Source organism: Arthrobacter sp. Soil_N43, from assembly GCF_057655195.1.
Map to the genome: position 1 here is coordinate 34275 of NZ_JBDGML010000084.1, position 24530 is coordinate 58804.

Consider the following 24530-nt stretch of genomic DNA (forward strand, 5'->3'; position numbering starts at 1 on the left):
CGGCCGCCGTCGAAGCCGCCAAGGGGTTAGCCGTGCAGTGTCCTGTACGCAGCCGCGGCTGCAGGGTGCAGCGGCAGTCCCGCTGTGTTGATGAGCGACTCCGGGCTCAGGAACTGCAGCCCCAGACTGGACCGCGGGATGAGCTCCAGGGCATGGTCCACCAGCAGTTCGATGGTCTTCTTCACTGTGCCGTCATCCAGATCGTTTCGGCACAAGAGCAGGTTGGCCACTCCAATGGTCCACACAGCCGGAGTGCCTTCGTAGCCGCCCTCGGGGATCAGCACCCGGTCGTAGTAGGCCCCGTACCGTGTCCGCATGGCCGGGACCAGTGCAGAGAGGTCGAGGAATGCGAGGCCGGCTTCCTTGTTGGCGGCAGCGATGGCGGCTGTGGGCACGCCTCCGGACCAGAACAGGGCGTCCACCGAACCGCCCTGGAGCGCGTCAAGCCCGTCATTCAGCCCGAGATTCACTACGCTGATGGTTTTCGCGCGGTCACCGGCACCAGGCCGGGCCACGGCACCGGCGCCGGCAGGTGAGGGGGTCAGCCCGGCGGCGTCGATGAGGCGGGGCGTGATCAGCGACGTCCCCGAACCGGGCTGGCCAACCGCCACGGTCCTCCCGGCAAGGCCGGTAAAGTCGCGGATGCCGCTGTTCTTCCGGACGACGCAGTGGACGTAGTTTTCATACACCTTTCCGAGGGCTGCAATTCCGACATCTGACGTGCCCCTGGCTGCCAGTTGCTGAGCCGCCGCGTCCGCGAGTGCGACGGCCAAGGTGGCCTTGCCGGTCAGAAGGTGCTGCAGGTTGTCCAGGCTGCCCCCCGTGGTCAGCGCCACGGCACTGTCCGCTACCCCGTGACGCTGCAGGGACTCTGCAAGCAGCGTTGAAAACTCAAGGTAGAAGCCTCCCGGCTCGCCCCCTGCCACAGTGAGCGTGGCCGGACGGTTCTCCGACGTGCATGCATCAAGGCCAGGCAGCAGTACGCCGGCCAAGCCCGCCGCGAGTCCGGCTTTGAGGACGGTCCTCCGCCGCGGAAGTCCGCGGGCGCCGGTCACGTCAGCCACGCGGATGCTCCTGACCGGGCGAGGCCGGCGAGGATGGAAACTCGAGGCCTGCAATCAGGCCGTGCGGCGGCCGCTCCGCCAGCAGCAGGCGGCCGCCGTTCGCCCCGGCGAGCTTGTCGACGATGGTCATGCCCAGGCCGTTGCCGCGAATTTCCCGATTGCGCGGTGACCGCCAGAACCTGGTGGTGGCCGCGGCCCTTTCGTCCGCCGAGAGTCCGGGGCCGTCGTCGGACACCTCGACGACGGCGGCCCCGGGACGCCTGCGGACGGCAACGGAAATGTGGGCGCCGGGGGCGTATTTGATCGCGTTGTTGAGAAGTTCCCCCACCATCTGGGCGAGTTCGGCGGCGTTGCAGGCCAGCTGCACCGGCGGCTGGGGTGGTCCCTCGAGCAGGATTGTGGCTCCGGCGCGCTGCGCGGCAGGCCCTGCCCGTTCGACTTCTTCCTGCAGCACCGGGTAGGGGTCGATGAGGGCATTGTTCCCGCCGGAAGCGGGGCCAAGAGCGCTGCGTGCGGAATCCTCGAAGGCCCTGTGCTCGGCCGCCGCCAGCTTCAGCACCCCGTCCAGGATCTCCTCCACCCGTTCAAGTTCTGCCAGTACTCCCGCCGCAGCAGCGCGTTCCCTGGTGGTCTGCAGTTCCAGCTGCAGCAAATCGATTCTCAGCCGCAGGGCGCCCACCGGATTGCGCAGCTGATGGGACGTGTCGGCTATCAGCTGGCGTTGGGAATCGATGCTTTCGCTGACGGTCCGCGCCATCGTCGTGAAGGAGCGGCTCAGTTGCCTCAGCTCCGGCGGGCCGTCCTCGGGGAGATGGCTCGTCCGGCCCGTTGCTTCGAGCTCGGTGACCGCCGAGTTCAGGCGATGGACGGGACGCAGGACCCATCGGGTCACGCGCGCCGCTCCCAGGAGGAGCACCGCCCCGAGTGCGGACGCCGCAAGCCCGACGACGAGCCATCTCTCCCGGAGTTTCTGCCGGGCCGCCTCCGTATTGACTTCGAGGACGGCCTCACCAAGGACCTGGCTGGCGCTCCCAAAGGACCGGGAGATCACCTCAGAGCCGGTCCCGAACGGCTGCAGCGGGGTGAGGGTGGTGTCGCTGAGGTTCAGGTTCGCGCTCGCCACGGCGTCCCGGACATCTGCCCGGTCCTCGTTCAGTCCGCCGGAACGCAGGGTGCCCTGCTGGAGCCGGACCAGAATTCCCTCGTCGTAAAGGGCGGAGTACCTGTCCATCTCTCGCTGGAGCTGGGTGGAATCGCCGTCCAGCGCGGCGTCGTAGGCCACCTGCGCGAACCGGTTGAGTGCTGCCACCCGGTTGATCTGGAGCTCTTGGGTGAGCTCCCGGCTCGCGGACGTCAGGATGGCGTTGGAGACGATGATGACCATGAGCACGGACACCAGGCTGAGGACGCCCAGGACACGGAGTTTCACGCAGGATCTGCCTCGATCCGGTAGCCGACGCCGCGGACGTTGATGATGAAACCTGGCAGCTGCAGTTTTGCCCGCAGCCCCGTCAGGTGCACGTCCAGCGACCGCGAGGACGCGAGGAACGCATCCCCCCACAACGCGTCCAGGATCTGTTCCCGGGTGACCACTGAACCTGCATGGCTGGCCAGCAGTGCGAGGAGGTCGAATTCGGTGGCCGTCAAGGGCAGCACGCGGGAACTGAGCGCCGCCACACGCCGGTCGACGTCGATCTCGAGGTCTCCCAGCACAATGCTTTGTTGCCTTGTCCCGCCGGGACGGCCTGCGCGCCGGGTGACAGCCTCGATGCGGGCAAGCAACTCAACGAGTTTGACCGGCTTGACGAGGTAGTCATCGGCCCCGGACCGAAGCCCCAGCACCACACTCCGCTCATCGTCGCGGGCGGTGAGGATCAGGATGGGACAGGGCGTGACCTGGCGAAGCTTCCGCAGCACCTCGAGGCCGTCAATATCCGGAAGCCCCAGGTCCAGCAGGATGACCTCGAACTTTCTGTGGACCAGGAGGGCGTCAGCTCCCCGGGACACCCTGGTGGCCCTGTGGCCTGCGGAGGTGACGGCTGCGTCAAGAGCGCCCGCCATGGCGTCGTCGTCCTCGACGATGAGCACTTCCATGGCTTGGTCCCTTTGTCGCTGGTCGGGCATGCGCGTCAGCGCACGCATCGGTCTGCCCGCTTTGGAGATTACCCCTTCTCCCGCGTTTTTGCGTTGCGCCGGCTGCCGGTCGCACCGCCGGAGCCGGACCTGGGCAGGGCGGGCGGGAAAACCTAAGGAAGTGTTAGGAAATGCCCGTCCACGTTGGTTGTGCCTTGCATCACCAATAGTTTGGATGGGTTCCTCCGCTGATCAGGGGGACTGTCAACGTCGAGGAGGAACCATGAGCAAAGTTGCCGTGGACAGCACGAAAGTACGCCCGGAACGGCCGCGGGTAGCGGCGCCGGCAAGGAAGGTTCAGCGATGAGCACCCAGCAAACCGTGACCCAGAACGAGGCAGCCCAGACCCGCAGGGCCGTGAGCAACATCCTCAAGGGCTCCGCCGGCAACCTCGTGGAGTGGTACGACCTCTACGTCTACACAGTCTTCGCGGCCTACTTCCAGTCCCACTTCTTCAACTCCAAGGACGAGCTCCAGGCCGGCCTCGAGGCGATGGCAGTTTTCTCGACGTCGTTCCTCATGCGCCCCATCGGCAGCTGGTTCTTCGGCCGCTATGCCGACCGTAAAGGCCGCAAGGCAGCCCTGACACTCAGTGTGACCATGATGTCGGCTGGCTCGTTCGCCATTGCGATCCTGCCCACGACCCAGCAGATCGGCGTCTGGGCACTGCTCCTGCTGATCCTCGTGCGCCTGGTCCAGGGCTTCTCCGTGGGCGGCGAATACGGCACCAGCGCCACCTACATGTCGGAGGCCGCCACTTCCAAGCGCCGTGGCTTCTTCTCCAGCTTCCAGTACGTCACCCTGATCGGCGGACAGATGCTGGCCCTGCTGGTCCTCGTCATCCTGCAGAACACCATGGGCAAGGACGTGCTGACGGAGTGGGGCTGGCGCATTCCGTTCGCCATCGGCGGCGTCGCCGCGCTCGTGGTCCTGTGGCTGCGGCGCTCCATGGAAGAGACTGTCTCCGAGGCGCAGGTGGCCGCTGCCAAGGCCCCCGTCGCAGCTGGCGAAGCCCGGCCCGGCACCATGAAGCTGCTGGTCACCCACCACTGGAAGCCGCTGCTGATCTGCATCGGCGTGACTCTCGGCGGTACGGTGGCGTTTTACACGTACACCAACTTCATCCTGAAGTTCATGAACGATACGTCGGGCATCGCCAAGACCGACACCTCCGTCATCAACTTCTGGGCCCTGCTCATCTTCATGCTGCTCCAGCCGGTCTACGGCATGATCTCGGACAAAGTGGGCCGCAAGCCGCTCCTCCTGTGGTTCGGCATCACCGGCGTGCTCTTCACCTGGCCGCTGCTGTCCGCACTCGCCGGTACCAAGGACCCGTTTACCGCGTTCCTGCTCATGATGGGCGGCCTGCTGATCGTGGGTGGCTACACCTCCATCAACGCCCTGGTGAAAGCCGAGCTGTTCCCCGCCTCCATCCGCGCGCTCGGCGTCGGGCTCGGCTATGCCATCGCCAACTCGCTCTTCGGCGGAACCGTCCCGCTGATCGGTGCCGCGTTCCAGAAGGCCGAGCGGGTGGACCTGTTCTTCACCTACGTCACCATCGCAATCGCTATCTCGCTGCTGGTCTACATCTTCGCGCTGAAGAACAAGAAGGCGACGCACCTGGACCGCGAGCAGGGCGACGCCTGGTCCCGGGCGGCCAAGGACGAGGACAAGGACAAGGATCTCGTCAACGCCTAGCGTTGGCGGATAACGCGGACGTACGACGGCGGGCGGCCGGCTCAGCGGTGACCTTCGGGTCCGGGAGCCGGACGCCCGCCGTCGTTGTTAACGCGGCCGCGTACCCGGCACGGCCCCGCGCGCCCGGGGTGAGAGAATGGGGGCGGTTCCCGGCCGGCCAGCCCGGCGGGGTCCGTCCAGTGCTAATACAGCCCGCTGCCGCACCTGTTTCCCGGGGATCATGGCAGCTGAGCGAACCACTATGAATGGAACACCCATGACTTCCGCCCAGACGTTTCCGGCCTCAGCGCCGCCGAAGTTCGCTTCGATCGGCTCGCCTTACTTCGGCATCATGCTCGCGGTCATGGCCGTGGTGCTGATCCTGTCCAACATCGGGGCATCAAAGGGCGTGGCTCTGGGTCCCATCGTCACGGACGGCGGCTTCTTCCTCTTTCCTTTGGCCTACATCCTGGGTGACGTCATCAGCGAGGTGTACGGATTCAAGGTGGCGCGCAAGGCCATCATCACCACGTTTGCGCTGTCCGTCTTCGCCTCGGTCTGCTACTGGATCATCATCGGGCTGCCCGGCTTCGACGACGAGTTCGGCGCATCCAAGCAGGCCGCCCTGGAGGGGGCGCTTGGCCCGGTGCCGCAGATCGTGCTCGCGTCACTGCTCGCGTTCCTCGCAGGCCAGACCATCAACTCCTGGATCCTCGTGAAGATGAAGGCGCGCTCGGGCGAGAAGTCACTCTGGGCCCGCATCATGAGCTCCTCAATGGCCGGTGAGTTTGTGGACACCCTGATCTTCTGCAGCATAGCCGCGTCCGTGATCGGCATCAGCGACTTCGGCACGTTCGTGAACTACGTCGTGGCCGGGTTCCTCTACAAGACGCTCGTTGAATTCCTCTTCGTTCCGGTGACGGCCCTGGTGATCGGCTGGATCAAGAAGCGCGAGCCGAGCTACGGCGCGGTGACCGGGGCGGCGTAGCCGGGCCACCCGCCGAGGTCGCCGGAAAGCTGCGAGTTCGCCGAAAGACTACGGCGAGCTCGCAGGTTTCCGGCGACCTCGCGGTCACGTGCGTGGACGCCCGGCTAAGGCACGGAGCAGGCGGTTCTTGAATTCCGCCTCGTTGAACAGGTCCTTCCATTCGATCCGGATAAAGATCCAGCCTTGCTCCATGAGCGCCTTTTCGCGCCGACGTTCCGCAAAAAGGATCTCGCCGGTTGGCTGGTAGTCGAAGTACTTGGTCTTTCCATCGAATTCGAGCGCGACCTTCTCCTTCTTCCACGCGAAGTCCAGGCGGTGACGTCCGGTCCGGCTTACGACCTCCACCTGCGGCTCTGGCGGCTTGATTCTGAGCCGGAACATCAGGTCCCGGGCCAGCGTTTCGCCGGGGGACTCGGACCGCGGATCGGCCGTTTCGAGGACCCGGCGGAATGTCCGGATTCCGCGGCGCCCATCAAGTGAGTCAGCCATCGCTTGCAGGATTCCCTGGTCCGCTCCGAGGCGCAGGGCATGATCCATGACTATGAGTGCCTGCCGGTAGTTGAGCATCATGGCGCAGTCTGCTGCTGTCCTCTCCAGCGAGGTGGTCCGGAGCCCGCGCACCATGGTCACCTCGTGCTCACCGAAAGGGCGGGTGTGGCACCGGACGTCCCTGCCGTGGCGCTCATTTGATGGACGCACCTGCTGCAGTAGGTGGATGAGGTCGTCCACGTTCCAGAGGTAGAGCTGGTGCAAGCGCGCGGAGGACGTGTGGCTGTACACAAAGCGGCCGGTCGACGTCGTACGCGTTCCGTGAGCGTGCGCGTAGATTAGCTGCCGGCTGCGCACCTCCCGTGACTGGGTGTTCCAAAGGCTGGCGCGGATGTAACACCCGTAGCGGACCCTGACCAGTGCACCGGAGTCCGTCAGAAGCTTGATGGCACGGGCGGTGTACCCCAGGTCGAGGAGTTGCTCAGTGCGCCAGAGGTTGCCCGATGCCGGGAGTTCCGGGGTGCTGTTAGGTGGCATGGGACAAGCTTCAGGTGCCGCAAAAGCTCCCGGAAGATCCCGGCGTCGTTATGTGGACAACACGAGTACGCCGGAAGGCTGCGAGTTCGCCGTAGCCTTCCGGCGCCCCCGGGCGTTTCCGGCGATTTCGACGGGGGCCGACGGCGCCGCCGAAAGGGCCTAGGTGTAGTACCGGCGCAGGGTCTCGGCCTTGAAGTCGAAGAAGGAGCCGTCCTCGATGGCGAGCCGGGCGTCGTCGACCATCTTCACCACAAACCGCTCGTTGTGGATGGAGATGAGCGTGGCGGACAGCATCTCCTTGGCCTTGAAGAGATGGTGGATGTAGGCGCGGGAGTAATTCAGGCAGGCGTAGCAGTCGCAGCCCTCCTGCAGGGGACCGAAGTCGCGCTTGTACTTGGCGCCGGACAGGTTGAACCGCCCATCGGGGGTGTAGAACGCGGAGTTCCGCGCCACCCGTGTGGGGGAGACACAGTCGAAGGTGTCGGCGCCGTTTTCGATGGCCGTGAAGATGTCGTCCGGCTCGGAAATCCCCAGCAGGTGCCGCGGCCTGTTCTCTGGAAGCTCCTCGTTGCACCAGCGGACAATCGTGCCGAGGTTCTCTTTTTCCAGCGCCCCGCCGATCCCGTACCCGTCGAAGGCCATAGCACCCAGGTCCCGGCAGGCCTTCCGGCGCAGGTCCTCGTACTGGGCACCCTGGATCACGCCGAACAGTGCCTGGTACGGCTTGCCTGTCCGGGAGGCGGTCAGACGGAAGTGTTCGTCAAGGCAGCGCACCGCCCACAGCCGCGTCCGCTCCAGCGATTCCACCTGGTAGCCGCGGGAGTTCTGCAGTGTGGTGAGTTCGTCGAAGGCAAACATGATGTCGGCCCCGATCTGGTGCTGGACCTGCATCGAGATCTCGGGCGAGAAGCGGTGGCGGTCCCCGTTGAGGTGGCTTTTGAACCACACGCCGTCGTTGTCCACGTGGGCCAGCCGCTCCTTACCGGCGGCCACGGCGTCATCCGGCAGGGTCTGGTCTGGGGATGGCGCAGTCTTCATGTCGATAACCTTCTTGAAGCCCGAGCCCAGGCTCATCACCTGGAAGCCGCCGGAATCGGTGAAGGTAGGGCCGGGCCAGTTCATGAAGGCTCCCAGCCCGCCGGCCTCGTCGAGGACGTCCGGCCCCGGCTGCAGGTACAGGTGGTAGGCGTTGGCCAGGAGTGCCTGGGCCCCGAGTTCGGCCATGGACTCGGGGAGCACGGACTTCACGGTCGCCTTGGTCCCGACGGCGATGAAGGCCGGCGTCTGGATCTCGCCGTGGGGCGTGGTGATGGTGCCGGTCCGGCCCAGGAATTCGCCGCCGTTGGCGGCGTTCTGTTCAGCGGATGGGCGGCACGTCTCAGTGAGCCGCTTGCCGACGCGGAAGGAAAACTCCGACTGGCGGGCGGGCGGCACTTGTTCAGGATTGGCTGGCACGGTTCAAGTGTGCCAGCTATGCGACCGGAGTCTCAGTGGATGGGCTCCGATGTGGGGTAGTTCTCAGAGCGCCAGTCGTCCCACAAGGTGCGGATGGTCTCCAGGCTGTGGGCGCCCAGATCGTAGGTCGAGATGATCACCATTGACCCGCCGTCGGGCCGGACCTCCGGAATGACGGGCTGGTCCGCCACGATCAGCAGGCCATCGCCGTGCTCGGCGTAACTGTGCACGGTCAGCCCGACCTGGTGGTTCGATTTGTACCAGACCTTGCCGGAGATCTCCTCGCCGGTGGCGAGGGTCAGGGAATAGTCCTCGCCGCGTTTCGGCACCTCCTGGAGCCCGAGTTTTTCGATGGCTGAGCCCCCGGTTCCCGGAACCGAGAAGAACATGGTGTGGCGCTTACCGTGCGGATGCCGCTCCAGCGCGAACCTGAGCTGCTGCAGGAACGTGAGCCAGCCCTGGGTGATGTCCTCGTCCCAGGCCGCCCACTCAGAGTTGTGGTCCAGCGCTGCCCGGGTGACGCTGACCTCGGTTCCGGTGGGCACAGGCTTCAGCGTGAACACGTCGCCGCCGTCCACTGTCAGGGAGGTGTGGTCAGGGCTCTCGACCACCGTGCTGTTGAAGTAGATCTCGTTGACTTCCGCGGCCAGGTCGTCGGCCTGCCAGCCATGCCATTGGGCAACTTTGGCCGGTTCCCGCAGCATCGTCCAAACCTGCGGCGCGTCGGAGTTGATCACAACGCTCAGATTGTTCGTCATGGCCCGAATTTACAACTTCGGCACAGCCGCGGCTAGAGCAAACCCGCAATCCGCACCATGCCTTTGCCGGCCGCGGCGCCCCTATCCGCGGACCGACTCCAGTTCGTTGGCGATCCGCCGTTCCAGCTCGCCGGCGCTGATGGTCTGCGATCCGCCGTGCGCACGCAGGAAGAGCAGCGACTCCAGGCGCAGCAGGCGCCACTCACGCTCGGCCTCGGCGTTGGAGTTGTCCATGGACCGGAAGATCTCTTTGTCGTACAGGTTGGGCTCGTTCAGGGACCGCTGGCGCACCCGCGCCTGCATGCGGGCCTTGAACGGGTCCGTCTCCTGGTTGTCGGGCGCCCGGAGCAGCTTCTCGTAGACGGCGGCCCGCTCCTTCTGGCCGGTCTGGCGGCAGATGTACGTGGACAGCGCGAGCGATGCCTCCACCGATGACCACCGGCCCGGGTTTCCGTCGAAGGGCAGCACGTTCAGGAGGTCCGCGACGGCGAGCGCGCCGTCCGCGTCCTTGAGCATGACGAACAGTTCGTGGGCGAGGTCGCTGAGGTCCTTCAGGCAGCTGCCGGATTTCGTGTTGATGCCCTTGACCAGCTTGTCGGCCAGCAGCAGCACGCCGACGGAATCCGGATGTGCCTCCGCCACGGCTTCGACCACGGATTCCGGAGTCCCGGAAGGCTCCGGAATGAGGGCCAGGTCCTCTGCGCTCGGCCCGACAATCGCGGGCGTTGAGGCCGGCAGGGGAGGAACGACGACGGCGGCAGGGGCCGCGGGCAGCGCGGCCGCCCCGCCGTGGTTCCCGACCACCTGAAGCGGGGTGGCGGCGTCGGACTCCCTGGCCGTGTCCGGACCGGTTCCGTCTGTGGCAGCGCCACGGACGTCCGGCTGGTCGCGAACGGCGTCACCGTCCGGAGCGGCCCCCGCTGCCTCGATTCGGACGGAGGAGCCGGCGGCAATCCGCAGCATGCCGCCCCCGGTCAGGGTTGCGAGCACGATGGCGGGAGCGCCGAAGTCGTCGTTTTCAATCTCCACGGAGTGGACTTCGGCCGACCGGAGGCCGTCCGGCAAAAGAAGGTGGTCGCCCGTCTGCAGAGACCCCGCCTGCTGTTCGCGGTAGGGCTGGGCAGCTGGTACGTGGTTCATCGGGAGTCCTTAAGTTCTCTTGCGGTCCGCCCAACAGTCTACTAAGGAGGCAGTGCGAAGTCGGGGAGGCGGCGGCCTCAGGGCCCCGTCAGCCGCCGACGCCGGCGAACGCCAGGGCCTGGCGCACGAGCGCCCCGCGGCCGCCGCTGAACTCAAGCTGTACGTCTTCGCTCAGTACTTCGTGCGGAGTCATCCAGGTCAGTTCCAGGGCGTCCTGGCGCGGATCGCATTCGCCCGTGACGGGGATGATGTAGGCCAGCGAGACGGCGTGCTGGCGGTCGTCGGTGAAGCCTGTCTGGGACGGCGCGGGGAAATACTCGGCTACCGTGAAGGGCACCGGGCTGATGGGCAGCTGCGGGAAAGCGAGCGGGCCAAGGTCCTTCTCCATGTGGCGCAGGAGCGCGGCGCGGATGGTTTCGCGGTAGAGCACACGTCCGGACACGAGGGAACGCACCATGGTGCCGTCGGCATCCGCCTGCAGGAGCGTGCCCACCTCGTTCACGAACCCCAGCGGGTCGAGCCGGACCGGCACGGCCTCGACGTAAACCATGGGGAGCCGGCCACGGGCCTCGAAGAGGTCCTCGTCGGAGAGCCAGCCAGGATTGGGGTCGGGGGTGCGCACGTTCATAGTTAAGTTCTACCCCATCACCGTGCATCCGGCCGCCGACGCGTGGGATCTCCGCTCTGAGCGGAGTCAGTGCCGCGTGGAAACCCAGAGCGCCGGAGCGTCGGAGCCTGCCGCGTCGGGGTTGGCCAGGTGCAGCGTCCGCCCGAAGGCCTCTTCCGTCATGCTGACCGCGTGGCCCGCGGCGGCCAGCCGCTCCCGCAGCGCGGACAGGTCGCCGTCGTACTCAAAGCCGAAGCCCGACCGGGCTGGGCCGCTACCGGGACGCACCATCAGCACGCCGCCGTTCTTCGCCGTAAAATCCGCGGTTTCATCGTCATCCGGGACCGGGCGGGGCCGGGCGCCGATGCTCCTGAGTGTCTCGGCCGCCGCGGTGGTGTCTTCGGTGAACCAGACCGCGACGACCGACAGCCCCAGATCCGCGTCGGCGCATTGTGCGAAGTGTGCGGCTTTGTCCGCCAGGAAGCTGAAACCGTCCCTGCCCGTGATTCTGCAGGAGTCGCCGATATCCGCCGGTATCAGCTGGGCAGGGGTGCTTCCCGACTCCAGCCCTGCCAGATTGGTGCGGCGGGCGAACTCCTCCAGATCGCCCACCTCGACGCCGAAGGACGAGGTGCCGTCGTTCTCGGCGCCGGCGGGAACATGCTGGAGCGCAAGCCGGCCAGACGCGGCGTCGAATTCCCGCCAGGTGTCGTCGTGAAGGGTTTTGATCATTCCCAGGTCGGTGAGGAGCCGCTCCCACTGTTCCAGGCGTGAGGTGAAATGGATGGGGCGGACACGCAGCATTGGATCTCCCGGGGTGAGTCTGACGAAGAATTGTTGGTGACATGGCCATGATGCCACGCCTTGAATAAGGAGTCCCGTGGAGCAAAATGGTGCCATGGCCACTGAACTCGAGGAACTTCTGCTGAAGGACGCAGCCGAATGGCGCACCTGGCTGGAAGAGCACCATGCCGCCAGTCCGGGAGTGTGGCTGGTGCTGCACAAGAAGGGCGGCAACGCCACTGAACTGGACTACGAAGCGGCCTTGCAGGAGGCCCTGTGCTTCGGCTGGATCGACGGCCAGGCAAGAAAGCGCGACGACGAGAGCTCCTTCCAGCGGATGACCCGACGGGGGCCCAAGAGCGTCTGGTCGGCACGGAACGTGGACCGTATCGAAAAGCTCGAAGCGGCCGGGAGAATGACCGACGCCGGCCGGGCAGCCGTCGACGCCGCCAAAGCGGACGGCCGCTGGGAAGCGGCATATTCGGGCCCGGCCACCGCCGAAGTGCCAGAGGACCTCGCGGCTGCCATTGCCGCGGTTCCCGAGGCGCAGGCCATGTTTGACGTCCTCAGCTCGGTCAACCGCTTCGCCCTGATTTACCGCACCAACTCGGTCAAGCAGGCCTCCACCCGGGCACGGAAAATCGCCGGTTTCGTGGAGATGCTGGCCCGCGGTGAGGCGCCCTACCCGCAGAAGAAGCGTCCGGCAGGCCAAGCAATTAACCCTTGACCTCTCCGAGAGGGGCCTGCTAGACCTAAATTGTCGTTCCGCCGGATGCTTTTCCGCCGGTCGACTTCAGGATCCTGGTCATCGCGGACCAGATTGAAAACACCATCCCCGGCAGAATGGCCTGCGCTCTGCGCCCAGCGGTGCAGGCTCACGCACGGGATCACGCCGGCAGTCCAGACGCCGGACGTTCGCTTATTGCTGCACCTTTTGAGGAACCATCATGCCCTCAGCGAGTTCCACCCTGCCCGGAAACAGGCGTTTCCGGTTTCTGACGGTCGCCGGGACGACCGTCACACTGGTTTTTGCCACGTTGCTCGGCGCCCCGGCCGCCAGCGCGAACATTCCGGCGGATCCGCCCTCCAGTGAAGTGCTTCCACCGCCCACACCCGGATTCGCCTTCCCCACCCCGCACTCCCAGGAGGCGCACGAGCCGGAGGACAAGTTCACCGCGAAGTGGACCCGTGCCGACGCGCGGCAGATCATGGCCCAAAGCGACGCCACTGTGGAAACCGGCGAAAACTCCATGAGCCCGGCCGTGACCATGCCCGAGATTCCGCGGGACTTCCCGGAAATGAACGACAAGGTCTGGGTGTGGGACACCTGGTCGCTGACCGACGCGGAAGCCAACCAGTTGAGCTACAAAGGCTGGGACGTCATCTTCGCACTCGTCGCTGACCGGAATGGCGGCTACACCTTCGACCAGCGCCACTGGAATGCCCGCATCGGCTACTTCTACCGCAAGACCAACGCCGACCCGTTCAACGACCAGTGGATCTACGGCGGCCACGTGTTCCCTGACGGACAGTCAATCGGCAACACGGAATGGTCCGGCTCCACCAGGCTGGTGGCCCGCAACCGGGTCCAGGTGTTCTATACGGCAACCACCTTCACCGACAGGGACGAACGCAACCGCGGCCGTGGCGGCGCACCGCCTGACGCTGCCATCGCCACGGCCTTGGGCAACATCAGCGCAGACAGCACGGGCGTTCGCTTTGGCAACTTCCAGCACACGAAACTGCTCGAGCCCGACGGCGTGATGTACCAGACCAAGGAACAGAACCCGGGCTTCGCCTTCCGCGACCCGTTCACGTTCGAGGACCCGGCCCATCCGGGCAAGACCTTCATGGTCTTCGAGGGCAACACGGGCGGCAAGAAGGGTGACTACCGCTGCAAGGCCGAGGATCTTGGCTACCGCGCCGGCGACCCGTACGCCGAAACCGTCACACAGGTGAACAACTCCGGCGCCTACAACCAGACCGCCAACGTGGGACTGGCCGTGGCGGACAACGCCGCGCTCACCAGGTGGCACTTCCTGCCCCCGATCCTGTCCGCGAACTGCGTCAACGACCAGACCGAGCGCCCGCAGATCTTCATCCAGGAGGAAAAGGGCGAGACCAAGTACTATTTGTTCACCATCAGCCACCAGTTCACCTATGCGGCCGGCATGCGCGGTCCGGACGGCGTCTACGGCTTCGTGGGCAACGGCATCCGCTCCGACTACCAGCCGATGAACAACAGCGGCCTGGTCCTGGGCTCCCCGACGGACCTGAACCTGCCCTCGGAACAGCCGGAAGCCCCGACCCCCAACCAGAACGGCCGCCAGTTCCAGGCCTACTCGCACTACGTGCAGCCCAAGGGCCTGGTGCAGTCGTTCATCGACAACGTGGACGGGCGGCGCGGCGGAAGCCTCTCACCGACCGTGAAGATCAACTTCCGCAACGGTGTGTCGGAAGTCGACCGGACCTTCGGCCTGAACGGCCTTGGGCCCTTCGGGTACCTGCCCACGAACGTCCACAAGTAACAACCTCTGAATTAGGGAGACGAGGCCAGTGACCGCGCTCCCGGAATCCCCGGGGATGCGGCAGCGGTAAAATTGAATCTGGCCAGTGAGCGCCGGCAGCAGCCCCGCGGCCCTGCCGGCGCTTCACCATTCTCCGACGATCGGCGGACATGCAGCGTTATTCCCTACGAAAACTCGGCCCCCGTGCGAGCTGGATCGCGGTGGCCGCCGTTCTGGCTGCCGTGCTGGCCGTGGCAGCGGCGCTAGCAGTGGGGAGCGGACCAGAAGGCGGCGCGCCGCGGGAAACGACGCCGGCGCCGGCCGGGCCCAGCTTCAGCCGCCCCGAGGGGGCATCGCAGTTCCGGCCGGCCTACCACCTCACGCCGGAGAAGGAATGGATGAACGACCCGCAGCGGCCGTTCCTGCTGGACGGCGTCTGGCATTACTACTACCTCTACAACGCCGACCACCCGGAGGGGAACGGCACGGAGTGGTTCCACGTCACCAGCACCGACCTGGTGCACTGGAAAGACGAGGGGGTGGCCATCGAGAAATTCAAGAACGGCCTGGGAGATATTGAAACCGGCAGCGCGGTGGTGGACACCGAGAACACGGCCGGCTTCGGCAAGGACGCCGTCATCGCCGTGATGACGCAGCAGGACAAGGGCGTGCAGAGGCAATCCCTGTTCTACTCGACGGACAAGGGCTTCAGTTTCAAGCCTTACGAGCGCAACCCCGTTATGGACAACCCCGGAGCAGAACACTGGCGGGACCCGAAGATCATCCGCGATGAGGCCAACGGGCAGTGGGTCATGGCCCTGGCAGAGGGCGAGAAGATCGGTTTTTACACCTCGCGCGATCTCAAGGACTGGCGGTATGTCTCGGCCTTTGAGCGCCGGGGGCTGGGAATCCTCGAATGCCCGGACCTGTTCCAGCTGGACGTGGACGGCGATCCCGCCAAGCGCACCTGGGTCCTCGCCGCGAGCGCCAACGGCTCCGAGGAAGGCCGGACCACCGGCGTCGCCTACTGGACGGGAAACTGGGACGGGACCTCTTTCACGCCTGCTGACGATCGGCACCAGTGGCTCGACGCCGGATCGGACTTTTACGCGGCCGTCACCTGGGATGATCCCCGGCTTCCGGAAAACCAGCGGATGGCGTCCCGCCATGCCATCGGCTGGATGAACAACTGGGACTACGCGCGCAAGCTGCCCACCGCTGACTGGCAGGGCGGCGCCGATTCGATAGTGCGGGACATCCGCCTCAAGACACTCCACGGCAGGCCGTCGCTGGTGTCCACTCCCGGCAAGGGCCTGTCGGTTCTGGAAGGTGCCGCCCAGACCGTCACGGGCCGGCGCGTCACGGAAGACGGCGCGGGGGAGCTTCCAGTGCCCGGAAGCGGGGCGTACCGGCTGGACGTGACCCTCGAAAGAGGTCCGGACGACGACGCGTCCGAAGCCCAGCTCCGGTTCGGGAGCGGCTCGGCGGACTTCGCCACGGTCGGCTACGACTTCGAAGAGGGGAACGCGTTCGTGACGCGCTCGGCCGTGGTCCCGGGAGCGGAATCGCTCGGCCCCGTTTTCACCGACCGGCGCTCAGCCTCGAGTCCGCCGCGCGGCGGATCGGCACCCGGCCGGGGGACCGTGGAGCTTACTGTGTTCGTGGACTATTCCTCCGTCGAGGTCTTCGTCAACGGCGGCGAGCAGACCCTGACCTCGCTGGTCTTCCCGCGGGAGGGCCAGCACACGGTCACCGCCGCCACGGCAGGCGGCAGCGCAACACTGAAATCGTTCAAGTACACACCGCTGGCCACGGCCGGCTAGGCAGACGGCCCGTCGCCGTTGACCGGAAATGCGACTGCCTCGCCCACGACGCGCAGGCAAAGTTCCATGCCCGGCTGGGCGATGGAGGCGTTCCAGTGCCGGATGGTGATCACTTCCCCGCCGCCGGGGTAACGGTGGTCCGGCATCGCTCCGGCGAGCTTCGGGGGCACGGCCAGCTTCAGCCGGACGGTGGTCTCGGGCCCGAAGTAGTCGGTGTCCACCACCACTCCGCGGATGTTCCCGTCCTCGGCAATCCGGATCTGCTCGGGACGCAGCATCAGCTGCACGCGGCCCTGGGCCGGAGGGCGGCGCACGGGGATGCCGCCCAGCGAACACGTGGCCAGTGAGCCTTCCATCCATGCGTCGAGGATGACGGCGTCGCCCAGGAATTCGGCGGTGGCCCGGTCCGCAGGTCGCGTATAGACCACAAACGGATTGCCGATCTGCGCGAGCTTGCCGCCACGCATCACGGCCACCTGGTCGGCGAAGGACAGGGCCTCCGCCTGGTCGTGGGTCACGAGGATCGTGGTCACGCCGGCCTCGTTCAGCACTTTCGCCACGGCGCGGCGCGTTGCCACCCGAAGGCCGGCATCGAGGGCGGAAAACGGCTCATCCAGCAGCATAAGTTCGGGCTCACGGGCCAGGGCACGGGCCAGGGCCACCCGCTGCTGCTGGCCGCCGGACAGCTGGTGCGGCCGCCGCTTGGCCATGGCGGTGTCCAGGGAGACCATTTCCAGCAGTTCGGCAACCTTGGCCGCAATGGCCCGCCGCCCGCCGTCGAGCTTTGAGGCGCTGAGCCCAAATGCGATGTTCTGCCCCACCGTCAGGTGCGGGAACAGGGCACCGTCCTGGGCCACATACCCGACGTGCCGTTTGTGCGCCGGTTTCCACACGCCGTCGCCGGCGACAGGGGACCCGTTCAGCAAGATGCTGCCGGTGCCGGGATGCTCGAACCCGGCGACCAGGCGCAGCAGAGTGGTCTTGCCGGAACCGGACGGCCCCACGATGGCGGTGGTGCCGCCCCTGGCCACCGACAGATTGACGCCCTTCAGGACTGCCTGGGAACCGAAGTTTTTGGTGACGTCCTGGATCACCAGGTGGCTGTTGGTGGTGGGAGCCACGGACGGCGAGATCCGCGGTTCCGGAACCCTGGAAGGCGATTGTTCGGTCACTGTCCCGCTACTTTCTTGGACTGCTGGAAGAGCAAATACGTCATGGGTGCTGAGATGACGATCATCAGCAGGGCGTAGGGCGCCGCGCCGGCATAGTCGATTTCGCTGCTCTTGGTCCAGAATTCCGTGGCGAGCGTGCGGGTGCCGTTGGGAGAGAGGAGCAGCGTTGCGGTGAGCTCGTTGACAATGGCCAGGAAGACCAGGGCTGCACCGCCTGCGGCGGCCGGGGCCGTCAGCCGCAGCGTGACACGGATGAAGGCCAGCAGCGGCGGCGTTCCCAGCGCCTGGGCTGCCTCGTCCAGTTCCTTGGGTGCCTGGGCCAGCCCGGCCCGGATGTTCACCAGGGCCCGGGGGAGGAACAGCAGCACATAGGCGGCGATCAGCACGCCGGCCGTCTGGTACATCTCGGGCACCAGCCGGATGCTGACGGTCACGAACGCCAGCCCCACGACAATTCCCGGCATGGAACTGGTGATGTAGTTCGACAGCTCCAGGGCCTTGCTGAACCAGCCGGGATGGCGCACGGCAAGGTAGGCCATGGGGAAGGCCACCACCGTGGTCACCAGGGCGCCGCCCAGTCCGTAGCCGAGGGTCTGCAGGAGTGCGGGGAGGAACTCGTCAGCCGCCCAGATCTCGGCACCGCCGGCCATGATCCACCGCAGCACGAAGGCCAGCGGAAGCCCGAAGGCCAGCGCTGTGAGCGCCGCAAGGAACAGCTGCGCGGGCACCTGGTAAGCGTGCAGGGGCAGCCGGAGTGCCTTGGCCTGGGCGCCCGACCCCACTTTTGCGTAGCGGGCGGTGCCGCGGCTCCGGACCTCGGCCAGCAGCAGGAGGAGGCAGAAAAACACGAGAACGCTGGCCAGCATGTTCCCGGCGGTGCCGTTGAAGGTGGACTGGTACTGCACCATGATGGCCGTGGTGAAGGTGTCGAAGCGGATCATGGCGAACGCACCGTATTCAGCCAGCAGGTGCAGCGCCACGAGGAGGGCGCCGCCGGTCATCGCGATCCGCAGCTGCGGCAGGACAACGCGGAAGAACGCCCGCCAGGCGCCCAGCCCCAGGGACGCGGCGGACTGTTCGATGGCGGGATCCAGCCGGCCCAGCGTAGCCGCTGCGGGGATGTACACAAGCGGAAAATAGGAGAGCGTGGCGATCAGGACGCCGGAGAACAGGCCCTGCAGGGACGGAACGGCCGACACCCAGGCGTAGCTGTTCACGAAGGCAGGGATGGCCAGCGGTGCGGCCAGCAGCACAGCCCAGACCTTGTGCCCCCGCAGCGTGGTCCGCTCCACGAGCCAGGCTCCGCCGACACCGAGGACCAGGCACAGCGGCACCGTGAACACCGTGAGCAGCACCGTATTGAGGAGCAGTTCCCCCACACGCTCGCGGAAAATAAGCGCGGCGGCTGTCTCCCAGCCGGTCGCCACGGTCATGAAGACGACGTAGCCGAGCGGGATGAGCGAAAACAGGGCGATCAGCACCGCCAGGACGGCGACCGCAGAAACGCCGAAAGGCGGGCGGGGGCGCTTGCCCCGGCCCGCCGTCGTCGTGCCTCCGGAAACCTCCGGTGCCGATACCTGCGTGGTCACAGAATTACAGCAGTCCTGCCTTGGTCATCAGCTCGGTGACCTTTGCGGAGTTCAGCTTGGCCGGGTCCACTGCCGGAGCCTGGAGTTCCTTGACCGGAACCAGCTTTTCGTTGGCCGGGACGCCGGAGGCGATGGCGTACTCGAAGGACGTGCCCTTCTGCAGCACTTCCTGGCCCTTCTTGCCGGTGATGAACTTGAGGAAGGCCTGGGCCTTGTCAGCGTTCTTGGAGGACTTCAGCACGCCGCCGCCGGAAACGGAAACGAAGGCGCCCGGGTCCTGGTTCTTGAAGTAGTATGGCGTGACGTTCTTGGAGTTCTCGCCGGTCTTGGCCTGGTCGCCGTAGTAGTAGTAGTGGTAGATGAGGGCGGCGTCGACCTCGCCGGCGTTGACGGCCTTCATGGCGGTGCTGTTGCCCTTGTAGGCCGTGAAGTTCTCCTTCATGCCCTTGAGCCACGCCGCGGTTGCCGCTTCGCCCTTGAGTTCGAGCAGGGCGGACACGATGGCCTGGAAGTCGGCGCCGCTGGGGGATGCGGCCCATTTGCCCTTCCACTCGGGCTTGGCCAGATCCAGCATGGACTTGGGCAGCTTGTCGGCCGTCAGCTTGGCCTTGTCATAGACGAGGACCGTGGAGCGGGCCGCGATGCCGGTCCACTTGCCCGTGGTCGGGCGGAATTCGGCGGGAACCTGGGCGATGGTGTCCTTGTTGACGTCGGCGAACAGACCGGCGTTCTCCACCTGCGCCATTGCGGGGGAGTTCTCGGTCAGGAAAACATCGGCGGGGGAGGCTGCGCCCTCCTGCACAATCTGGTTGGACATCTCGGTGTCCGAGCCCTGGCGGAGGGTGACCTTGATGCCGGTTTCCGCGGTGAACGCGTCGGCCCATTCCTTGGTGAGGCTCTCGTGCTGGGCGTTGTAGACCGTGATCTCACCGTTTGTCGCCTCTGCGGAGGCGCTTCCGGCGGGGGCGGGGGAGCCGCCGCAGGCAGCCAGTCCCAGTGCTGCGGTGGCGGCGAGTGCGATGCCGGCCAGTGCGTTCTTGCGGATCTTCATGGGGGCTTCTTTCTGAAAACGTCAGTCGGACCGGGGTCCTGGTGAGCAGGGGAAGTTAGGCGATGCTCACTTCGAAAACTGTAGGTTAGCCATACCTAACGGGCAACGCATTCGGCGCTTTAAGTGATCAGTATCACATCAATTACGGAAGTGTTGCATGACGTAATTCGGCGGCGACCTGCCGGCGGCCTAGGGGGTGGCTGCCGGTGCGGGCGGCGGGGTGGCTGCCGCGGACGCTGCGGCTTCCAGCACCATCCAAGCCTGGAGCTGGGTGGAAAGCTCGACGGCGGCGCCCGGCGGATAGGTTTCGCCGGCCGCCCGCTGTGGATCGTGGGAAAAGATCAGCCGGCCCGCTCCGCCATGCCTGGCCAAGGCCTCCCCGGGGGCCACTGCCCTGCGGCCCGCCCACAGGGCCGCGGCGGTGTCGGTGACCATCCGGGCGGCAGTGGCGCGGGTGGCCCCGGGCAGGCGTCCGTCCCGTGCGGCCTGGGCAAGGTAGCGCGTGAGGATTCCGGTGAAGAGCCCGCCGTCGCCCATTCCCTCGCAGCGGAGGACGGCGCCGGTCCCAACGCCGCCAGCCAGCGTCAGGTGCCGCGACACCGCATCCACCACCGCGGCGGCGCGCTCCAGGTTTTTGGTGCCGCCGAGTTCCAGGAGGGCGCCGAGGACCGGGCCCTGGTTATAGGTGTAGACGGCGTTCTCGAGGACGGTTTCGCCGGCCGGGCTGATCCGGAGCCCGTCCAGGTAGAGCCCGCGGCCGGCATCGAAGAGCTTGGCATCGAGCCAGTCCAGGAGTGCCTGTGCCCTTGCCGGGTTCCCTGTGCGGGCGTAGTAGAGCGCCACCGGGGCCGTTGCCGGCGTGTTCTTGAAGTCCCGTTTCGTGCTCCAGAACGTGCCGCCGCCAAGGTCGTCCGTGGAGGCTGAGTCGAACTGGAGCGTCAGGCTCCTGCGGATGCGCGCACTGCGGCGGCGGCTTGGCCGGCGGCTTTCCTCCGCCAGGGTTTCGAGCCGGAGGGTGGACAAGGCCAGCCAGGCCATGTCGTCGTAATAGCTGTTGACGAAGGTCAGGAAATTGCGCAGCCGGATGCCGGTGACCAGGCGGGAGGCGAGCTGGCCGGCGCTGGGGCGGTGTTCGCCGTCGAACCGGCCCGGGGGCTGGTTCGCCGTGCCCAGTTCCCGGCGGCCGGTATCGACGAGGCAGTCGACGTAGTGGGCCTGCCACCAGTAATGCCATGGGCCGATCAGTCGGCTGAAGCGGCCCGAGGGGCGGGAAACCGCGCCGATGTGGGTCCCGGGCAGGAAAAAGAGCCGCTGGCCGAACACCCGGGTGACCGAACGGGCGGCCTCGGTGGCGCGGACGGCCCAGTCGGCCGGTGTGGCCGGGGTCTCCGGGGTCTCCGGGGTCTCCGGGGATCCTGGGGGCTCCGCGGTCCCCGGGTTCCCGGAGCGGGGCAAGTCCTCGGGGGGCGCTGACGCGTCGGGCTGGCTCATCCCGCCAGCCTAGCGAATCGCGGGAAGGGTGCGCGTGACCCGGCTTTCAGTTAACATTCACTAACTAATGTTCACGCCGGTTGCCGGTTTCCGCATCAAGGAGGATGTATGGACATCAAGGGTTCTGTGGCGCTGGTGACGGGCGGGGCGTCCGGACTGGGCGCCGCGACTGCCCGGCGGCTGTTCGACGCCGGCGCCTCCGTGGTGCTCGCGGACCTCGGCTCTTCGGCCGGCGCGGCTTTCGCCGATGAGCTGAACTCCGGTGGCGCTGCCGGCTCGGAGGCAGGCTCGGAAACCGGCCCCGCGAACACTGCGGTCTTCGTTCCCACGGACGTCACCAGCGAGCACGGGGTGCAGGCCGCCGTCGATGCCGCAACTGCGCTGGGTCCGCTGCGGATCGTGGTCAACTGCGCCGGCATCGCCACCCCCGGCAAGGTGCTGGGCCGCGACGGCGTCCTGCCGCTGGAGACCTTCAACCGCGTCATCCAGGTCAACCTGGTGGGCACGTTCAACGTGATCCGCCTGGCCGCCGCCGCCATGGCAGCCACAGAGCCCACGGCCACCGAACTGGGAGGGGAGGAGCGCGGCGTCATCATCAACACGGCTTCCGTTGCCGCGTTCGACGGCCAGATCGGCCAGCCGGCCTACGCGGCCTCGAAGGGCGCCGTGGCGGCCATGACCCTGCCGCTGGCCCGTGAGTTGGCCCGTTCGCTGATCCGTGTGGTCACCATCGCGCCCGGGATCTTCGAGACACCCATGATGGCCGGCCTGCCGCCCGAGGCCCAGGATTCCCTCGGCAGGCAGGTGCCCCATCCGTCCAGACTGGGCCGGCCCGCCGAGTACGCCAATCTCGCGGCGCACATCGTGGACAACGCGATGCTGAACGGCGAAACCATCCGCCTCGACGGTGCTATCCGGATGGGCCCGAAATGACGCGCGTCACCGGTGTTGAAGCTGGCGGCGCGGCCGCCGTCGAAACACTGCCCACTGCCGACTTCTTCGACTACGAGTCCATGCTCAGCGTCCCCGAACAGCGGAAACTCCACGAGCTGCGGGAGTTCCTGGCTGCGGAGGTCACCCCGTACGCGGCGGAGTGGTGGAACAGGGCTGAGTTCCCGGCGCACATCCTGCCGAAGCTCGCGGCCCTGGAGCTGAGCACCCCTGCCCAGCGCGGCTACAGCCACCTTTTTGCCGGACTGGTGATCGCCGAAATAACCCGCGTGGACACCTCGATCGCCACCTTTTTCCTGGTCCACCACGACCTCTTCGTCGAGGCGCTCTACGAGTTCGGTTCGGACGACCAGCGGGACCGGCTGCTGGACGATGCCTCCAACCTGCGCACCACGGGCGCCTTCGCGCTCACCGAACCCGAGCACGGCTCCGACGTTGCCGGCGGCATGGAAACACGGGCCCGCCGGGTATCGAGTCACAGCGGAGCAGCCGACGACGGCGGCGACTGCTGGGTGCTGAACGGCGCCAAACGCTGGATCGGCAACGGGACGTTCTGCGACTACATGCTGGTATGGGCACGCGACGAAGCCGACGGCGCGGTCCGCGGGTTCATCGTGGACGCCTCCCTGCCGGGTGTGACCCGCAGCCGGATCGAAAACAAGATCGCGCTGCGGACCGTGCAGAACGCCGACATCGTGTTTGATGGCGTCCGGGTGCGCGAGGCGGACCGGTTTGCGACGATCAGCAGCTTCGAGGACACGAACAAACTGCTCCGCGGCTCGCGCATCATGGTGGCGTGGCAGGCCGTGGGGCAGCAGCTGGCGGCCTTCGACGTCGCCCGGCGGTACGCCGTCGAACGGCAGCAGTTCGGACGGCCGCTGGCAAAGTTCCAGCTCATTCAGCAGCAGCTCGTCGCCATGCTGGGCAACGCCGTGGCGAGCATGGGCATGATGGTGCGGATCGCCCAGCTGCAGGACAGTGACGCTGCGGACATGGCCCAGGTGGCCCTCGCCAAGTCATATACGTCGGCGAGGATGCGGGAGACGGTGGCCATGGGCAGGTCTCTCCTCGGTGGCAACGGGATCGTCACGGACTTCCGGATGGCCAAAATCTTCGCCGACGCCGAGGCGATCTACACCTACGAGGGCTCGTATGAAATCAACACCCTCATCGTGGGCCGCGCCGTCACCGGGGTGTCCGCGATCGTCTGACCCTCCCTCGTGCGGTTCGAAGCGCGAACGGACACTTACGGCCCCGCGCGAACGGGCACTTGTGGCCCCTTTCCTGCCCGCGTTCGCGCTGGGGCTGGGGGCTTAAGTGTCCGTTCGCGCTCAGGGGTTGGGCTGTTTTTCGCCGGCTTCGATCCTGGCGTCGAGGCTGTTGTTCTTAACGGGCATCGGGCAGGTGCCATAGGGGGTGAAGGCACTGGGATAGTTGATGGCGCGGTTGAAGTCCAGAACCACGGTCCCGTCGGGCCTGGGCCGTGCCGTGGACACCTTGCGCCACTCGTCCGTGCTCTCGCCATTGGTTTCGTCGTGGAACGTGACAGTCAGGGCGCCCAGCTTCTCCTCCTCGGCGTGAAGCCGGTACTCGTGGTCCTTCCCGGGGAGCCGGAACACCAGCTCGCCGACGCTCCGGTGCACGCCGTCCACCAGCGGGTTCGCGGTCGCAATCGGAACGTCCTCCGGCTCGGCAAACGCCTCAAACCGTGCCTCAACCACCAGGTCCGGGCGGTAATCAAAGGCGGGCACGCCGTCGAACTCGGTGAAAACCGGAGACTGCGAATCCCGGGTGCGGATGGCGTACTTGCCGGCACGCATGGCCAGCTCCACCACCACCTGGCGGCCGTCCGGGCCGCCGAACTGGACCCACATCAATGACTCCTCATCGGCGAGCTCGGCCGTAATGATCCCATCCACCGGGTCCCCGGTCTCCACGAGCGTGAGCCCGTCGGCCGCCTCAGCGGCAAGGGCCGCCGTCGTGCCGTCGGTTGACCAGAGGCCGGGGACGAGGTCGACGGCGGAGGGCTGGCTTTCCAGCCACTGGAACGAGGTGAGCGTGAGCCAGCCGTGCTCTGCGGCGAGCGCGGCATTGCGGTTGTTGCGGAAGCGGTGCCAGCGCTGCAGCTGGGCATCGGGTGCTGTGCTCATGGTTCCTCCAGGGTAGACGGCTGCCTGTACAACCGCAGGCAAACACACTTCATTCCGCCCCTCCATTCCGTGCAGGGGGTGCGGCTGGAGGCCCGGAGGGAGGGGGCCCCATACCGGGCCCGGATGCCTGGTTCAAGGCGGTAACAGCATCTGAGACATATTCCC

General features: G+C 66.6%; 21 protein-coding genes. 7 read left to right on the forward strand and 14 right to left on the reverse strand.

Annotation, left to right across the window (positions count from 1 at the left end; translation table 11 throughout):
• Window positions 1–26 precede the first annotated feature (26 nt).
• Genes AC3A3W_RS09630 through AC3A3W_RS09640 form a run of 3 tightly spaced genes read right to left on the reverse strand, consistent with a single transcriptional unit; the run spans window position 27 to window position 3158 of the window.
• On the reverse strand, window positions 27–1064 hold the full coding sequence (locus AC3A3W_RS09630; RefSeq protein WP_487442279.1) for a TAXI family TRAP transporter solute-binding subunit: 1038 nt from the start codon (window positions 1062–1064) through the stop codon (window positions 27–29).
• On the reverse strand, window positions 1057–2493 hold the full coding sequence (locus AC3A3W_RS09635) for a sensor histidine kinase (protein ID WP_487442281.1): 1437 nt from the start codon (window positions 2491–2493) through the stop codon (window positions 1057–1059). The genes AC3A3W_RS09630 and AC3A3W_RS09635 overlap by 8 nt, the downstream gene beginning before the upstream one ends.
• Entirely contained in the window at window positions 2490–3158 is a 669-nt protein-coding gene (locus tag AC3A3W_RS09640; protein WP_487442283.1) for a response regulator transcription factor, read from the reverse strand. Before AC3A3W_RS09640 ends, AC3A3W_RS09635 begins: the two co-directional genes overlap by 4 nt.
• Window positions 3159–3500: 342 nt before the next feature.
• Here AC3A3W_RS09640 and AC3A3W_RS09645 point away from each other — a divergent pair, with 342 nt between their 5' ends.
• Window positions 3501–4895, forward strand: coding sequence for an MFS transporter (locus AC3A3W_RS09645; RefSeq protein ID WP_487442285.1), 1395 nt, complete (start codon window positions 3501–3503; stop codon window positions 4893–4895).
• 256 nt (window positions 4896–5151) lie between these two features.
• A complete protein-coding gene (locus AC3A3W_RS09650; RefSeq protein WP_487442287.1) occupies window positions 5152–5862 on the forward strand; it encodes a queuosine precursor transporter in 711 nt (236 codons plus the stop codon).
• 84 nt (window positions 5863–5946) lie between these two features.
• Here AC3A3W_RS09650 and AC3A3W_RS09655 read toward each other — a convergent pair whose 3' ends face one another.
• The 6 genes from AC3A3W_RS09655 to AC3A3W_RS09680 form a co-directional block, all read right to left on the reverse strand.
• Entirely contained in the window at window positions 5947–6888 is a 942-nt protein-coding gene (locus tag AC3A3W_RS09655) for a type IV toxin-antitoxin system AbiEi family antitoxin domain-containing protein (protein WP_487442289.1), read from the reverse strand.
• Window positions 6889–7047: 159 nt separating this feature from the next.
• On the reverse strand, window positions 7048–8343 hold the full coding sequence (tgt, locus tag AC3A3W_RS09660) for a tRNA guanosine(34) transglycosylase Tgt (RefSeq protein WP_487442290.1): 1296 nt from the start codon (window positions 8341–8343) through the stop codon (window positions 7048–7050).
• A 32-nt stretch (window positions 8344–8375) separates the two neighbouring features.
• A complete protein-coding gene (locus tag AC3A3W_RS09665) occupies window positions 8376–9101 on the reverse strand; it encodes an SRPBCC family protein (RefSeq protein ID WP_487442292.1) in 726 nt (241 codons plus the stop codon).
• A gap of 81 nt (window positions 9102–9182) precedes the next feature.
• Complete coding sequence (locus tag AC3A3W_RS09670; RefSeq protein ID WP_487442294.1) at window positions 9183–10241, reverse strand: DUF6707 family protein; 1059 nt, start codon at window positions 10239–10241, stop codon at window positions 9183–9185.
• Between the two features lie 88 nt (window positions 10242–10329).
• Window positions 10330–10869 carry an NUDIX hydrolase family protein gene (locus tag AC3A3W_RS09675; protein ID WP_487442296.1) on the reverse strand — a complete coding sequence of 180 codons (540 nt, stop codon included), beginning with the start codon at window positions 10867–10869 and terminating at the stop codon, window positions 10330–10332.
• Window positions 10870–10935: 66 nt separating this feature from the next.
• Window positions 10936–11652 (reverse strand): VOC family protein, encoded by a 717-nt coding sequence (locus AC3A3W_RS09680; RefSeq protein ID WP_487442298.1) that lies wholly within the window; start codon window positions 11650–11652, stop codon window positions 10936–10938.
• Window positions 11653–11746: 94 nt separating this feature from the next.
• On the opposite strand from AC3A3W_RS09680, the gene AC3A3W_RS09685 reads away from it, so the two are divergent.
• The 3 genes from AC3A3W_RS09685 to AC3A3W_RS09695 all read left to right on the forward strand — a co-directional run bounded on the left by AC3A3W_RS09685 (window position 11747) and on the right by AC3A3W_RS09695 (window position 15961).
• Window positions 11747–12358, forward strand: coding sequence for a YdeI/OmpD-associated family protein (locus AC3A3W_RS09685; RefSeq protein ID WP_487442300.1), 612 nt, complete (start codon window positions 11747–11749; stop codon window positions 12356–12358).
• Window positions 12359–12578: 220 nt separating this feature from the next.
• The gene (locus tag AC3A3W_RS09690) at window positions 12579–14159 is read left to right on the forward strand and encodes a glycoside hydrolase family 68 protein (protein ID WP_487442302.1); all 1581 of its coding nucleotides are present in this window, start codon (window positions 12579–12581) and stop codon (window positions 14157–14159) included.
• Between the two features lie 149 nt (window positions 14160–14308).
• Window positions 14309–15961: a glycoside hydrolase family 32 protein gene (locus AC3A3W_RS09695; RefSeq protein WP_487442304.1), complete on the forward strand. Its 1653-nt coding sequence runs from the start codon at window positions 14309–14311 to the stop codon at window positions 15959–15961.
• On the opposite strand, the gene AC3A3W_RS09700 is transcribed toward AC3A3W_RS09695, so the two are convergent.
• The 4 genes from AC3A3W_RS09700 to AC3A3W_RS09715 form a co-directional block, all read right to left on the reverse strand.
• Window positions 15958–17133 carry an ABC transporter ATP-binding protein gene (locus tag AC3A3W_RS09700; protein ID WP_487442305.1) on the reverse strand — a complete coding sequence of 392 codons (1176 nt, stop codon included), beginning with the start codon at window positions 17131–17133 and terminating at the stop codon, window positions 15958–15960. The genes AC3A3W_RS09695 and AC3A3W_RS09700 overlap by 4 nt on opposite strands.
• Window positions 17130–18722 carry an ABC transporter permease gene (locus AC3A3W_RS09705; protein WP_487442307.1) on the reverse strand — a complete coding sequence of 531 codons (1593 nt, stop codon included), beginning with the start codon at window positions 18720–18722 and terminating at the stop codon, window positions 17130–17132. The genes AC3A3W_RS09700 and AC3A3W_RS09705 overlap by 4 nt, the downstream gene beginning before the upstream one ends.
• 4 nt (window positions 18723–18726) lie before the next feature.
• A complete protein-coding gene (locus AC3A3W_RS09710) occupies window positions 18727–19773 on the reverse strand; it encodes an iron ABC transporter substrate-binding protein (RefSeq protein ID WP_487442309.1) in 1047 nt (348 codons plus the stop codon).
• A 189-nt stretch (window positions 19774–19962) separates the two neighbouring features.
• Window positions 19963–21264, reverse strand: a complete 1302-nt coding sequence (locus tag AC3A3W_RS09715) for a glycoside hydrolase family 76 protein (RefSeq protein ID WP_487442311.1) — start codon at window positions 21262–21264, stop codon at window positions 19963–19965.
• A gap of 108 nt (window positions 21265–21372) precedes the next feature.
• Between AC3A3W_RS09715 and AC3A3W_RS09720 the strand changes: the two genes are divergently transcribed.
• Entirely contained in the window at window positions 21373–22197 is an 825-nt protein-coding gene (locus AC3A3W_RS09720; RefSeq protein WP_487442313.1) for an SDR family NAD(P)-dependent oxidoreductase, read from the forward strand.
• Window positions 22194–23426 (forward strand): acyl-CoA dehydrogenase family protein, encoded by a 1233-nt coding sequence (locus AC3A3W_RS09725; RefSeq protein WP_487442314.1) that lies wholly within the window; start codon window positions 22194–22196, stop codon window positions 23424–23426. Before AC3A3W_RS09720 ends, AC3A3W_RS09725 begins: the two co-directional genes overlap by 4 nt.
• 120 nt (window positions 23427–23546) lie before the next feature.
• Here AC3A3W_RS09725 and AC3A3W_RS09730 read toward each other — a convergent pair whose 3' ends face one another.
• Window positions 23547–24365 carry a DUF1684 domain-containing protein gene (locus AC3A3W_RS09730; protein WP_487442315.1) on the reverse strand — a complete coding sequence of 273 codons (819 nt, stop codon included), beginning with the start codon at window positions 24363–24365 and terminating at the stop codon, window positions 23547–23549.
• Window positions 24366–24530 lie beyond the last annotated feature (165 nt).